This is a genomic window from Desulfoluna sp. CLI2B, from assembly GCF_056847375.1.
This window is the reverse complement of sequence record NZ_CP186557.1, coordinates 4,804,100-4,817,772: the sequence shown is the minus strand read 5'-3', so window position 1 is coordinate 4,817,772 and position 13,673 is coordinate 4,804,100. Positions and strand designations below refer to the sequence as shown.

12 protein-coding genes are annotated in these 13,673 nt (G+C 60.9%); 8 read left to right on the top strand and 4 right to left on the bottom strand.

The annotated features are described in order from the left end of the window. The first annotated feature begins 170 nt into the window (after positions 1–170). Positions 171–899 (top strand): sulfite exporter TauE/SafE family protein, encoded by a 729-nt coding sequence (locus tag ACOYW2_RS22475; protein WP_482418171.1) that lies wholly within the window; start codon positions 171–173, stop codon positions 897–899. Positions 900–1,140: 241 nt separating this feature from the next. Here the strand turns inward: ACOYW2_RS22475 and ACOYW2_RS22470 are convergent, their stop codons facing one another. From ACOYW2_RS22470 to ACOYW2_RS22455, 4 genes are all read right to left on the bottom strand, one after another. Beyond that, positions 1,141–1,758 (bottom strand): hypothetical protein, encoded by a 618-nt coding sequence (locus tag ACOYW2_RS22470; protein ID WP_482768059.1) that lies wholly within the window; start codon positions 1,756–1,758, stop codon positions 1,141–1,143. Next, positions 1,707–2,855, bottom strand: a complete 1,149-nt coding sequence (locus tag ACOYW2_RS22465; protein ID WP_482768058.1) for a TIGR03545 family protein — start codon at positions 2,853–2,855, stop codon at positions 1,707–1,709. The genes ACOYW2_RS22470 and ACOYW2_RS22465 overlap by 52 nt, the downstream gene beginning before the upstream one ends. Positions 2,856–2,872: 17 nt before the next feature. Further along, the gene (locus tag ACOYW2_RS22460) at positions 2,873–3,370 is read right to left on the bottom strand and encodes a TIGR03546 family protein (protein WP_482768057.1); all 498 of its coding nucleotides are present in this window, start codon (positions 3,368–3,370) and stop codon (positions 2,873–2,875) included. A 214-nt stretch (positions 3,371–3,584) separates the two neighbouring features. Beyond that, the gene (locus ACOYW2_RS22455; RefSeq protein WP_482768056.1) at positions 3,585–4,244 is read right to left on the bottom strand and encodes a CsgG/HfaB family protein; all 660 of its coding nucleotides are present in this window, start codon (positions 4,242–4,244) and stop codon (positions 3,585–3,587) included. A gap of 642 nt (positions 4,245–4,886) precedes the next feature. On the opposite strand from ACOYW2_RS22455, the gene ACOYW2_RS22450 reads away from it, so the two are divergent. From ACOYW2_RS22450 to pntB, 7 genes are all read left to right on the top strand, one after another. After that, positions 4,887–5,879: an adenosine deaminase gene (locus ACOYW2_RS22450; protein WP_482768055.1), complete on the top strand. Its 993-nt coding sequence runs from the start codon at positions 4,887–4,889 to the stop codon at positions 5,877–5,879. A gap of 333 nt (positions 5,880–6,212) precedes the next feature. Continuing rightward, positions 6,213–7,214, top strand: a complete 1,002-nt coding sequence (locus tag ACOYW2_RS22445; protein ID WP_482768054.1) for a Fe(3+) ABC transporter substrate-binding protein — start codon at positions 6,213–6,215, stop codon at positions 7,212–7,214. 479 nt (positions 7,215–7,693) lie between these two features. Then, entirely contained in the window at positions 7,694–9,343 is a 1,650-nt protein-coding gene (locus tag ACOYW2_RS22440) for an ABC transporter permease (RefSeq protein WP_482768053.1), read from the top strand. Beyond that, positions 9,340–10,203 (top strand): ABC transporter ATP-binding protein, encoded by an 864-nt coding sequence (locus ACOYW2_RS22435; RefSeq protein ID WP_482768052.1) that lies wholly within the window; start codon positions 9,340–9,342, stop codon positions 10,201–10,203. The genes ACOYW2_RS22440 and ACOYW2_RS22435 overlap by 4 nt, the downstream gene beginning before the upstream one ends. After that, positions 10,118–10,378, top strand: coding sequence for a TOBE domain-containing protein (locus ACOYW2_RS22430; RefSeq protein ID WP_482768051.1), 261 nt, complete (start codon positions 10,118–10,120; stop codon positions 10,376–10,378). The genes ACOYW2_RS22435 and ACOYW2_RS22430 overlap by 86 nt, the downstream gene beginning before the upstream one ends. A gap of 328 nt (positions 10,379–10,706) precedes the next feature. Further along, positions 10,707–12,281: a Re/Si-specific NAD(P)(+) transhydrogenase subunit alpha gene (locus ACOYW2_RS22425; protein WP_482768050.1), complete on the top strand. Its 1,575-nt coding sequence runs from the start codon at positions 10,707–10,709 to the stop codon at positions 12,279–12,281. Further along, a complete protein-coding gene (pntB, locus tag ACOYW2_RS22420) occupies positions 12,274–13,662 on the top strand; it encodes a Re/Si-specific NAD(P)(+) transhydrogenase subunit beta (RefSeq protein WP_482768049.1) in 1,389 nt (462 codons plus the stop codon). Before ACOYW2_RS22425 ends, pntB begins: the two co-directional genes overlap by 8 nt. Positions 13,663–13,673: the final 11 nt, after the last annotated feature.

Below are 13,673 nucleotides of genomic sequence, written 5' to 3'. Positions count from 1 at the left end.
AGCCAGAAGAACCGGGTGGTAAATTTTTTTCCTTTTTGTCCGGGACCATGACGATGGCCTTCGAAAGGCGTTGGGACACCGCTTCATGCCCGTGTACGCTGTTCCGTCGGTGCCTGTGCATTTTTTTGTGTCCATGGCACGGTGGCGGGCGCATGAAGGAGACTCGGTACGTGTTTGAACAGCCTGAACTCTGGCAAATCCTGGCCGCCAATGTGGCCGTGGCCTTCGGGGCCTTTATCCAAAGCGGGACCGGCTTCGGTATGGGGCTTCTGTGCGTGCCCCTGCTTACCCTCATTGATCCGGTTTTTGCGCCGGGCTCCTTTCTTCTGGCCAGCATGTTTCAAAACAGCGTCATGGTGGCCAGGAACCGACGGGGGCTCCGCCCGGACTGGCTGGGTGCCATCCTGCCCGGCATCGTCATGGGGTCCGTGGCTGCCTACTTTGTGCTGAAAAACCTGAAAGGGCCGGGGGTGGAGCTGGCCATCGGGTTCACCATTCTTTTTGCCGTTGCCATGAGTGCCGTGGGGGTTCGCGTGACCGTGGGGCGCAATACCCTTGTGGGCGGCGGTGCTGTTGCCGGCATGATGTCCACCGTGGCCGGTGTGCCCGGCCCGCCGTTGATTCTTCTTCTCCAGAACGAGGTCGGTGTCCAGATCCGGGCCAACCTCGGCATCACCTTCATGTGCGGGAGTTTTGCCTCCATCACCGCCCTCTATTTGTCGGGACGCTTCGGCGGGCTCCATGCCCTCCTCGGCTTTTCGCTCCTTCCAGGGATCCTCACCGGCAGCCTCCTGGCCGGGCCCTTTGCCCGCTTTCTGGATCGCGCCTTTTTGCGCCCGGCCCTTCTGGTGCTGGTCAGCTTCGGGGGCCTGGCCCTGATTCTGCGAAACCTTCTCTGATTGCAGCCATTCAGCGTATGCCTCCGGCGGGTCGTTTTTTTTCAAAAAAGCTCCGCAAAAAACGTTTCTAAGAAAATGTCGGAATTGTTTCGGCGAAGCCTATGAATGATTACTTGAGACCTGTTTATCAAACTTTTTAAAAGTTTGGCCCCCGGCAGGACCGCCGGAGGCAGGCTCTTCCTGCCCCACTTCAACCATAGAAGGTTACCTCTGGTCTTTAATGCATGGGGCGCCATTTGGCTCAAGCCCTTTGCCCTCTTCGATTTTTTGCGAGGTCGTCATCCAGGGCGGTGATGCCGCCAGTGGCGGTGTCTGCGGCGGAGAAGGCATTCCCTGTTTTTTCGCTGATGGCGGCCTGGAGCTCCTTATTAAAGTCCGCGGTGAGTTCCTTGGTGGCGTTTTGGAAGGCCTGTTTCATGATGGTGTCCAGATTTGAGGTGACGTTCAGGTCGTAGTTGTCCAGGGGACCGGTGGCGCTTCCCTGAACCGAGAATTCCGTCACACCCTTGAGGGTCCGGCCCAGGGCCTGCTGGAGGGCACCGGGGTCGGTGGGGTCGGCAAAGCGCACCTGGGTCATCTGTGCGGAGACGGCGGCGTCCAGGGTCTCGCCCCCGGTGATGTCCGCATGGCCCGTGACCGAGGCCGAGGCCCCTTCCATACGGATGGTGTCCGCGGAGCCCACCGGGCGGATTCCGATGCCGCTGCCGGAGAAAACGAATCGGTCCCCGGCGGTTTGCGGGCTGACGCGATCCATGGTGGCGGTGAGGTCAACGGCTTCGATCCCTTTGAGATCACGGCCCGTCAAGGTCAGGGCCATGGGCTTGCCCACCAGGGGCTGCTGGGCGGTGACGTTTTCCATGGTGCCCGACAGGGTTTCCGCAGATCCACCGAAAGGGCACCCCGCGAGATGAGAAATTCCGGCAGGGGGCGCTTCTCCGCAAACGCGATGTCCACGCCTTTTCCCCGGATGCGTTTGGGCTTTTCTTCTTTTGCAGCACCCTCCTCCTGTGCTTTCCCCTTTTCATCCGACGGATCCTTTTCCAGCATGGGCTGGAGCTTTTGGTACCATCGGATAGCGGTTTCCACCTTGCCTTTGTACGCATCCCCAAAAAGCAGGCCGGTGATGTTTCCGGCGCCCACGGCCGAGGGGCCGTAGGTCTCTTTGAGGCGGGTGTAGTCTGCACGGGCCAGTGTGGGCAGGTTTTTTATCCGTTTTTCAAGGCTTGCTATTTCGTTCTCCAGATCTTTTTTGACCGACTTGATTTCCTGGATATCGGCTTCCACTTCATCAGCAATTTTTTGAATGTCTGCGGCCTTGGTGAGGAGGGCCGTCCAGTCGGATTTTCCGCTGGTGAGTTCCTCGATGCGTTTTTCGTAGGCTTTGAAATCCTCTTCATCGGGCAGGTCAGCGATGCGCTGTTTGAATTCGCCTTTCAGCGTTTTGATGTCCTCCCGGACTTTTTCGGCCTCTTCCACACTGGCCAGGGTCTCCTGTTCCAGGATTTTTTTCGGGTCCTTGATATCCAGGGAGGGCAGGGAGAGGGGGGATGTTTTCTCCTCGGCTTTTTCAGGGGCGGCCTTTTGTCTTTTGATCACGGCGCCGGAGTAGCTCCGCTCGGTGTCAAAACGGATGCCTGTGGCCGCCATGGTGGGGACAATGCATTTTCGGAAGAAGAGGGGCGCGGTGGAAACCGTGAGGACGATGTGCCGCGCTTCCACCGCGTTTCGCATGGGAGCGTCGGGGTTGGTGACGGCAAGGCCCTTGAGGTCAAGCCCCGCAGGGAAAAGGCTGAGGTCGGCATCGGCCAGCTCCACCCGGGCCCCCACAATGAGGGTGCCCGTGGTTTCGATGGCCTTTTTGACGAGGGCGTCGGCAAAGAAAACGAAAAAGAGGATCAGGGCCGCGGTGATCACGGCAAAGGCGGCCACACCCTTGATGCGAATCCATTTTTTCATGGGAAACCTCCTTGGGGTCAGGCCAGGGCCTTGTAAGCGGCGTAAATTTTGGATGCCTTGAAGAACTGCATGACGCGGCTCTTATCGACCCAGGCCAGAAGATGGTCCCGGTAGGCGAGGATGAGCCGGTTCAACACGAGAAAAAGGGGCACAAAAAGGGCCAGGGAGGTGATGAGGCTGCCCATGACCACGGTGTTGTTGAATCGCGCCAGGCGAAACAGGGAGATGTTGTACAGGGCCGTCCAGGTTCCGTTTAGAGCCGGCAGGGTGAGGACCTGCTTGCCCAGGCCGTGGAAGAGGGGATCGAGGATCCAGGCCATGCCGGAAAAGACCCCCAGCTCCAGAGCCGAGAGGTTCACCCGGATGACGCACACGGCAAAGAGGATGACAAGGTTGTGCAGGGAAAAGAGCGGGGTGAAGCCCAGCACCATGGAGAGGCAGAGGGCCAGGCTGATCTGGGCCGGTTCTGCCTCGGAGTTCAACAGTTTTAAAAGATTGGCAACCAGCTGGATCATGGGGCCTCCTTGGGCAGGGGGGTGCGATGGAAATCAACGGGATGTCGCGGTCTCTTTTTTTGTGATTGTCGCGTGTTTTTAATGTATTAGATTAGGAGGGGCACGGCCCGGTGTCAAGGCGAAAAGCGCGTCGCACAGGGCGCAACAGCTCGCAACACCATGAGGTGCCGAGTCGGTTGGCGGGGGCGGCACCGGCCCCCGCGTCGGTGGGCTGTTACAGGGACGGAAACATGTCGTACTCTTCGCTCGTGGTCTTCAGGGCAGCATCGGTGCGGGAGAGGATCTTTTTTACCAGGCTTTTGGAGGTGCGGTCGGCAAAGCGGACCCCGTTGCAGTCACAGGGGGAAAACATGTCGCCCTTCATGCCCGAGCTGCGGGTGATGGCCCCTTTCCAGAGAACCTCCCCTGTTTCGATATGAACGGCTTTGACCGAATAGCTCAAGGTGGTGCAGGAGACCGCCTTCATTTTTCCCTTTTCCCGCTCGTATTTCGCCTTTTTGAAATCGCGAACCATGCCCAGGATGACAACGTTGGCGTTGGTCATTTTCCCGATCTCCTTGAGCTGGGTCTCGTCCACGTGGCCCATGTAGGAGAACTTCATCTCACCCAGGACTTTTTCCACGCTGCTTCGTTCGACGATCTTGTAGCCGGATTTCATGAAGGCGGTTTCAAAGGCGTCGGTCACCACGTCCGAGACGTCAAACCCGAAGTTGTCCTTCCGGCCCGACCGCTCGTCCACAAAGGGGAGGATGGCAAAGCTGTCGTGGTCGAGCTCTGTGATCCGGGGGCTCAGGACCACGGTTTGGTCCGGCTGGAGCATGGCACATCCGGTGGAAAACATGAGGGCGGCAAGGAGGAGGGCGATTCGTTTCATGGCTGTATCCTGTGGGCGATGAGGGCGTAAGCCCGAATAGTTCATGAGAAAATGATCAGGTTAAACCAATAAACCATTATTACAGATTGTTTCTCGTGAAATGTCCGGGTAAGGGCGCCGGTAAATTGAGGTCTGAGTACCGTTTGCCGTTGTTTGTTTCGGGCTGCTTTCATTCAGCTGTATTCCTGACGTCTTATATCGTATGGGGGCGCCGGTGGCAAGGGGTCGTGGGGATGCCGGCAGGGGCAACGCATTTAAAAATTCAGTTGCCTCCGGCGGGTCGCTTTTTGAAAAAAGCTCCGCAAGAATTTTCAGGTAATAAAATAAAGAAGAGGGGCTATGCCTTGCAAGGACGCACTCTCAAAAAACAAAACCTGTTTGTCAAACGTTTCAAAAGTTTTGCTCCCGGCAGGGCCGCCGGAGGCAAAAATGGGGATGCCGGGGCGGCAAAGGGGCGGATGCCCCCCTGCCGTGGCCGGGATCAACATTTCCTTTTCGGGCCAGGCGGGATACCATGGCAGAAAAGACGGCAGGGGCAGGCGCGTCCCGCCGGACGCAAAGGCGCGAACCCGGCCCACGACCCGCCCGGTTTCCCTGACGTTATGCCACAACCCAAACCAATTCTTCCGGGATCATGAAGGCATGCATTTTTTGCGCAACCTGCCCAAGGCTGAGTTGCACCTCCACATAGAAGGCACCCTGGAGCCCGAGCTGATGGTCGTCCTTGCCGAGCGAAACGGCATTGCCCTGCCTTACAAAGACACCGAGGCGATTCGACAGGCCTATCAGTTTACCAACCTCCAGAGTTTTCTCGATATCTACTACGCCGGGGCCGGTGTGCTCCAGACCGCCCGGGACTTTTACGACCTTACCTGGGCCTACCTCGAGCGCTGCAAAGAGGACAACGTGGTCCATACCGAGATCTTTTTTGATCCCCAGACCCACACGGAGCGGGGCATCGCCTTTGATACGGTGCTTGAGGGCATCGACAAAGCCCTTGAAGACGCCCGGGAAAAACTGGGGATTAGCAGCCACCTGATCATGTCGTTTCTGCGCCACCTGCCCGAAGAGAGCGCCTTTGAAACCCTTGAAGCGGCCCTTCCCCACAAGGATCGCATCATCGGTGTGGGCCTCGACTCCTCGGAGGCGGGATTTCCCCCGGAGATGTTTGAACGGGTCTTTGAAAAGGCTCGCAGGGAAGGGTTCATCCCCGTGGCCCACGCCGGGGAAGAGGGACCCCCTGCGTACATCTATCAGGCCCTGAACCTGTTGAAGGTGGCACGCATCGACCACGGGGTGCGGGCTTTAGAGGACCCAGCCCTGATGGCACGCCTCATCGGCGAACGCATGCCCCTGACGGTCTGCCCCTTCTCCAACGTGAAGCTCAAGGTCTTTGAGACCCTCGCCGACCATAACATCCTGGCCATGCTGGACCAGGGGGCCTGTGTCACGGTGAACTCCGACGACCCGGCCTACTTCGGCGGCTACATGAACGCCAACTTCCAAGGGCTGGCACGGGAGCTGGGCATGACCGAGGCCCAGGCCCGCCGCCTGGCCGCCAACAGCTTTGAGGCGAGCTTCCTTCCCGAGGCCGAGAAGAGAGCCTGGATGGCCAGAGCACTGGGCGAAGGGTAACGAAAAGCCACGAACATAGTGAGGCCACGGGAGAGATTTTCCGTGCCTGTGGGTCTGTTTATCCCGCCGGATGCATGATGCGTCCGGCGGGATTTTTTTTTGTGGGGTGCTGAAGGCGGTCAACGCCATGGAGGGCAAGGGCTCTGTGGTGTGTTGGTGTCGAAAGAAAGTTTGTTGTGCCAAAAAATGTGCTTGATTCAAAAAATGCTTCGGGGTAAATAGTTCCTCGCTGCGGAACGTGCAGCGGCCCGGAGGGTATCCTGTCGGGGCCATGCTTTTCAAACAGCTGGCCGCCGGAGGCAACGGAATGGTTACAAAAAATATGGAGCAACGATGAAGATTATACTCAGCGCCCTGTGCGCCGCCATGGTGACGTTTACCGGCCTGTCCCAGGCCTTTTCCCAGGAACTCGTGGTCTACTCGGCCCGCAAGGAGCACCTGATCAAGCCCCTGTTCGACGCCTATGAAAAGAAGACCGGCGTCACCGTTCGATACGTCACCGGCAAGGCCCCGGTGCTTCTGGAGCGCCTCAAGTCCGAAGGGAGCCGCACCCCTGCCGACATCCTCATGACCGTGGATGCGGGCAACCTCTGGCACGCGGCCAACGAGGGGGTGTTGCAGCCCGTCTCATCCGAGGTGCTGGCGGCCAATGTCCCGGCTAACCTGCGGGATCCTCAGAACCGGTGGTTCGGCCTCTCCAAGCGGGCCCGCACCATCGTCTACAGCACCGAGCGGGTCTCCCCTTCCGAGCTGTCCACCTATGAGAACCTGGCTGATCCCGCCTGGAAAGGTCGCCTGATCCTCCGTACCTCCAAGAAGGTCTACAACCAGTCCCTGGTGGCCATGCTCATGGCCGAACACGGCGAAGCAGACACCCAGGCCCTGGTGGAAGGGTGGGTGAGCAACCTGGCTGCGCCGCCCTTCTCCAGCGACACCAAAGCCCTTGAGGCCATCGTGGCAGGGCAGGGGGACGTGGCTGTGGTCAACACCTACTATTTTGGCCGCCTCCAGAAAAAGAACCCCGGCCTTCCCCTGGCCATCTTCTGGCCCAACCAGAAGGCAGGGGGCGTCCATGTCAACGTTTCCGGCGCCGGTGTGACCAAGCACGCCAGCCACCCCGAGGCGGCCAAGGCCTTTCTGGAGTGGCTCTCCGGCCCCGAAGCCCAGAACCTCTTTGCCGACGCCAACATGGAGTACCCCGTGAACCCCGCCGTGAAGCCCCATGGGGCCGTGGCAGCCTGGGGTGACTTCAAGGGCTCGGATCTCGGCCTTGAAAAAGCCGGGGAACTCCAGGCCGACGCCATCAAACTCATGGATCGCGCAGGTTACAAATAAGGCGAGTAAAAAAAGCCTCCGGCGGCCTTGCCGGGGGCCAAACTTTTAAAAAAGTTTGACAAACAGGTCTTAAGCAAGCCTTTCCAAGCTCCGTCGAAATAATTTCCACTTTTTGCATTACAAACGTTTTTTGCGGAGCTTTTTTTCAAAAAAGCGAGCCGCCGGAGGCACGCTTTTTGAACCGGTTTTAACCATAGAAGGCAGTGCGGTTAAATCGGCAATGGGCAAGTAGTGACAACGTATCCTGTGACGTCGAAGCGTGTGAGCCAGCCCGCATAAACCATCAGCGTTTATGTCGGGCGCAGCCCGAGCCGAAGGCCATTGCGCTTTGCCCTGAGGAACGAAGGGCGGAGCGCAATGGCAATAAGCTTTCGAGGTGGCTCACCTCGCCGCCGGAGGCTTGCTTTTCAAGCTGAGCAGTGACGTCGTGTGATGGGTAACGCGGCGCAGGGAGTTTTATGGAATGGTGTGAGTCAAAAATGGCAGCTGAACGGTTTGCCGGTGCGTTCCGATGGCGTGGCCAAGCGGAACCCTCCCTCGTGCCCATGGCTGTGGTGGCCCTGGTGGTGCTGCTGCCCATTGTCCTGGTGATGGCCTCGGTAAGCGCGGACACCCGGGAGATCTGGGGGCACCTCAGGGAGAACCTGTTGGCCGGGCTCTTGGTCAACACCGCGGTACTCTCCGCCGGGGTGTTGGCCTTGACCGGGTTTTTCGGGGTATCGGCAGCGTACCTGACGGCCCTGTGCGAGTTTCCGGGGCGGCGCTTTTTCTCCTGGGCCCTGCTGTTGCCCCTTGCTGTTCCTACCTATGTAATGGCCTTTGTCTACACCGGCCTTCTCGATTTTTCGGGACCGGTGGCCACCTTCCTGCGGCAGCACCTGCCTTCCGTGGCGCCGCTTCTGCCGCCCATCCGGTCCACGGGCGGGGTCATCCTCGTGTTGTCCCTGGCCCTGTATCCGTATGTGTTTCTCCTGGCCGCCGGGGGATTCGCTTCCCAGGGGGAGCGGGTACTGGAGGCCTCGCGCTGCATGGGGCTGGGCCGGTGGCGCCTCTTTTTCCGGGTGCTGCTTCCCATGGCCCGGCCCTTTATCCTGGCCGGGCTCATCCTGGTGCTCATGGAGACCCTGGCGGATTTCGGGGCGGTGTCCGTGTTCAACTATGACACCTTTACCACGGCCATCTACAAGGCGTGGTTCGGCTTTTTCTCCATCGACACCGCCTCCCAGCTTGCCTCCATTCTCGTGATGCTGGCCCTGGTACTCACCGCCGAAAGCTGGAGCAGGCGGCGCATGCGTTATGTGCGTGGCCGTGACGGGCGTCGCGCCAGGCGCATGCCCCTGACCGGGAGGCAGGCGGCCGGGGCCCTCTTGTTTCTGGGCGGGCTCTTTGCCGTGGCCTTTGTGGTCCCCATGGCCCAGCTGCTCGTCTGGGTGGGGGAGGCGTGGCAGGAGGAGCTGCACCTGGGGTACGGAAGGCTGTTTGCCAACTCCCTCATGCTCTCCGGGGCCGGGGCTCTGGTTACCCTGGCGGCAGCCTTTGCTATTGCCTTTGCCGGGCGAAGGGCCAGGGGACGCCTGCCTGCCGTCCTTACCCGGCTCTCCCTGTTGGGTTACGCCCTGCCCGGCACCGTCCTTGCCGTGGGCATGGTGCGGGTTCTGGGGGGCATGGACCAGATGATGGCCGGGGCCTTTGCCATGTTTGGCGCAGGGCTCTCCGGCCCTCTTTTTCAAGGGACGGTGTGGATGATGCCCGTGGCTTACATGGTGCGGTTTCTCTCCGTGGGGTTCAGTGCGGTGTCCGGCAGCCTGGGCAGGGTCTCTCCTTCCATGGACGAGGCGGCCAGGACCCTGGGGGTGAGCGGCATCTCCCTGGTGCGGCAGGTGCACCTGCCCCTGATCCGGGGCGGCATGGTGACCGGGGCGATCCTGGTGTTTGTGGATGTCATGAAAGAGATGCCCCTGACCCTGATGACCCGGCCCTTTGGCTGGGACACCCTGGCCGTGAAGATTTTTGAACTCACCTCCGAAGGGGAGTGGGAGAGGGCGGCGATTCCCGCCGTGGCGCTGGTGGTGGCCGGGCTGATTCCCGTGGGACTTCTGGTGTGGCAAAAGGAAAAGGGGAAAACATGATGTATCTGGATGTTCGCGCAATCACAAAACACTTCGGGGAGACCTGTGTGGCCCGCAAGGTGGGGTTTTCCCTTGGCCAAGGCGAGCTCGGGGCCCTTCTGGGGCCCAGCGGCTGCGGCAAGACCACCTTGCTCCGCATGATCGCCGGGTTTGAAGAACCGGACGACGGAGCCGTCTACCTGGGCGGCCGACCCTTGTGGGACGAGGGCAAAGGCCTTGCCGCCGAAGAGCGGAAGATCGGCATGGTGTTTCAGGATTATGCCCTGTTTCCTCATCTCACCGTCCGGGAGAACATCGCCTTTGGCATGCAGGGCACCCGCCGGGCAGAACGCCGGGAGACCATCGGCGAACTCCTTGAGGTCACCGGCCTTGCCGGGGCGGAGGCCCGCTACCCCCATGAACTCTCCGGCGGCCAGCAGCAGCGGGTGGCCCTGGCCCGGGCCATCGCTCCCAAGCCCCGGTGCCTGCTCATGGATGAGCCCTTTTCCAACCTGGACGTCACCTTAAGGGAGAGCCTCTCGGCCGAGGTGCGGGAGATCCTCAAGCGCTTCGGCATCACCGCCCTCATGGTGACCCACAACCAGCACGAGGCCTTTGCCATGGCCGACCGCATCGGGGTGATGATGGACGGCACCATTCTCCAGTGGGACACCCCCGAGGGGCTGTACGCGCCCGAAGGACCTTGCCGTGGCCCGGTTTATCGGGGAAGGGAGCCTCCTTACCGGGACCCTCTCCCCGGACGGTACCCTGGACTGCGGCCTGGGCGCTTTGTCCGTGGGGGATACGCCGGGCACGGAATCCGCCAGGCGGGTCCGGGTCTTTGTGCGGCCCGAGGCGATCCGCATCGCCCCTTCCGGTGACGGGGCGTTGGCGCGGCTGGAGAAGAGTTGCTTTCGGGGGCCGGGCCGCAGCTGCCTGTTCACATTGCCCTCGGGGGAGCGGGTCAAGGTTGAGGCCGGTCCCCGGTGCCCCCTTCTGGAGGGAGAAACCTACGGCCTGGGTGTGGACAGAAACGGGGTTTCCGTTTTTCCCTGACGAAGCACCTCTTTACTGACGGGTTCCTCTTTCCTCATGTTTTCTCATTATGTATAATGACGGCTCTCAATGTCTGACCATTGAAAAATGAAGATCCGTTGTCATATTGTGACCGTGAACCCGGGCCATGATGAGGCGACGGGTTCGTTCTGAGCGGTTTGCTCCCTGCCTGGCCCCATGGTCGATCCCATCGCCGGTATATCCTGTGAGTTACCGGAAGACCCCTTCCACGATGCCGTCCCGTCGGCTGGCCCGGATCTGTAATCCCCTCAGATGTCCTCAGAGGGCATCAACGCCCTATCTATACCTGGAAAAGAGGAGATAACCTGTGAACATTGGTATTCCCAGAGAGACCCACGACGACGAGAAACGGGTGGCAGCCACGCCGGAGAGCGTGAAGACCCTGATCCGCCTGGGGTACGACGTGTCCGTGGAATCCGGTGCCGGAGAGGCCGCCGGGTTTGTGGACGGCGCCTATGAGGCCGCCGGTGCGGCACTGACCGACGCAGAGACGGTGTGGACCGCATCGGACATGGTGCTCAAGGTGCGGCCCCCGGCCCTTGCCGAGGCAGAGCAGATGAAAGAGGGGGCCGCCCTGGTCGCCTTTGTCCAGCCCGCCGTAAACCCCGAGCTTGTAGAGCTGCTCAAAACCAGACGAATCACCGCCCTTGCCATGGACCAGGTGCCGCGCATCACCCGTGCCCAGAAGCTCGATGCCTTAAGCTCCATGGCCAACATCGCCGGGTATCGGGCCGTGGTGGAAGCGGCCGGAGCCTTCGGGCGCTTTTTCACCGGCCAGGTCACGGCCGCGGGCAAGGTGCCTCCGGCAACGGTTCTAGTCATCGGAGCCGGGGTGGCCGGGCTTTCGGCCATCGGCACCGCAGGGGGCCTTGGGGCCGTGGTGCGGTCCTTTGACACCCGTCCGGAGGTCAAAGAGCAGGTGGAGAGCATGGGCGCGTCCTTTCTCCTGCTGGACGTGGCCGAGGAGGGCAGCGGTACCGGCGGGTACGCCAAGGAGATGAGCAAGGCCTTTATCGAGGCGGAGATGGCCCTGTTTGCCGAGCAGGCAAAGGAGGTGGACATCATCGTCACCACCGCCATGATCCCCGGGAAAAAAGCCCCGGTCCTCATCACCAAAGAGATGGTGGCCTCCATGAAGCCGGGCAGCGTCATCGTGGACCTGGCCGCCGAACAGGGGGGCAACTGTGAGCTCACCGAACCCGGTGCGGCCGTGGTGAAGGAAGGGGTCACCCTCATCGGCTATACGGACATGGTGAGCCGCCTGGCCAACCAGGCCAGCCGCCTCTACGCCACCAACCTCACCCACCTTCTGGACAATCTCACCCCGGACAAAGGCGGGGAGGCAGCCTTCGACATGGAGGACGAGGTGGTGCGCGGCATGATGATCACCAAAGACGGGTCAGTCACCTGGCCGCCCCCTGCACCTAAGGTACCCGACCCTGCTCCTCAGGCCCCCACGCCTGAGCCGGAGGCACCGGCCTCGGAGCCGAACCTCCTGAAGAAGGCCTGGCGTCGCTGGTGGCCCCAGGTGATGCCCTTTGTCCTGCTGGCCGCAGGCGGGTTTTTTCTCTATGAGATGGGCACGGTGGTGCCCCAGGCCTTTCTCCAGCACATGACGGTGTTCGTCCTGGCCTGCTTTGTGGGGTACATGGTGATCTGGAACGTCACCCCCTCCCTTCATACGCCCCTCATGAGCGTCACCAACGCCATCAGCGGCATCATTGTTATCGGGGCGCTCCTGCAGATCTCCGGGCCTTTTTTCAGCCTGAAGACCTGGCTGGCGGCCATTGCCGTTCTTATCGCTACCATCAACGTGTTCGGAGGTTTTTTCGTGACCCAGCGCATGCTGAAGATGTTCAGGAAAGGAGGCGACAATGAGTAGCGGCCTCATCACCACAGCCTACATTGCGGCAGGCGTTCTCTTTATTCTCTCCCTGGGGGGCCTGAGCAACCAGGAGACGGCCCGGCGGGGCAACCTCTACGGCATCCTCGGCATGGCCATCGCCCTTCTGGCCACCATCCTCGGCCATGAGGTGACGGGCTATGCCCTTATCATCGTGACCATGGGCATCGGCGGCGGCATCGGCGTCATGGTCTCCCGCAAAGTGCAGATGACCCAGATGCCCGAGCTGGTGGCCATTCTCCACAGCTTTGTGGGCATGGCCGCCGTGCTGGTGGGTATTGCCGGGTACCTGGATCCCGAGATGCATTACACGGGCATTGAAAAGACCATCCACGAGGTGGAGGTGTTTCTCGGGGTCTTTATCGGGGCCGTGACCTTTACGGGCTCGGTGGTGGCCTTCGGTAAGCTCCGGGGCACCATCGGCAGCCGTCCGCTGCTTCTGCCCTTCCGGCACCTCATCAACCTGGCCGGGCTCCTTGTGACGTTGGGTATCGGCGTCCTCTTCGTGGGGGCCGAAGGCACGGGGTACCCCCTGTTCGGGCTCTTTATCATGACCTTCATCGCCTTTAGCCTGGGCTGGCACATGGTCATGGCCATCGGCGGGGCAGACATGCCCGTGGTCATCTCCATGCTCAACTCCTACTCGGGCTGGGCAGCGGCCGCCACAGGGTTCATGCTGGGCAACGACCTGCTTATCATTGCAGGGGCCCTGGTGGGCTCCAGCGGGGCCATCCTCTCTTATATCATGTGCAAGGCCATGAACCGGAGCCTGGCCAACGTGATCTTAGGGGGCTTCGGCACCTCCGGGGGCACCGTGGTGGACGGGGGCCAGCAGGGCGAGGCCGTTGCCACCAGCCTGGAGGAGACCGCCGAGCTTTTGAAAGACGCCAAGAACGTGGTGATTGTCCCCGGCTACGGCATGGCAGTTGCCCAGGCCCAGCACCCGGTCTTTGAACTCACCGAGCGCCTGAAAAAGGACGGGGTGAACGTCCGCTTTGCCATCCACCCGGTGGCAGGGCGCATGCCCGGGCACATGAACGTGCTTCTGGCCGAGGCCCGCGTGCCCTACGACATTGTCCTGGAGATGGACGAGATCAACGATGACTTAGGCGACACCGATGCGGTGCTGGTCATCGGGGCCAATGACATCGTCAACCCCTCGGCCCTGGAGGACCCCAACAGCCCCATCGCAGGCATGCCCGTCCTTGAGGTGTGGAACGCCGGCACCGTGGTTGTGCTGAAGCGCAGCATGGCAACAGGCTATGCCGGGGTGGAAAACCCTCTCTTCTTCAAGGAGAATACCCGCATGCTCTTCGGTGACGCCAAGGAGAGCATCACCGGCCTGCTGGCAGCGGTGTAGCAGCAAAACAA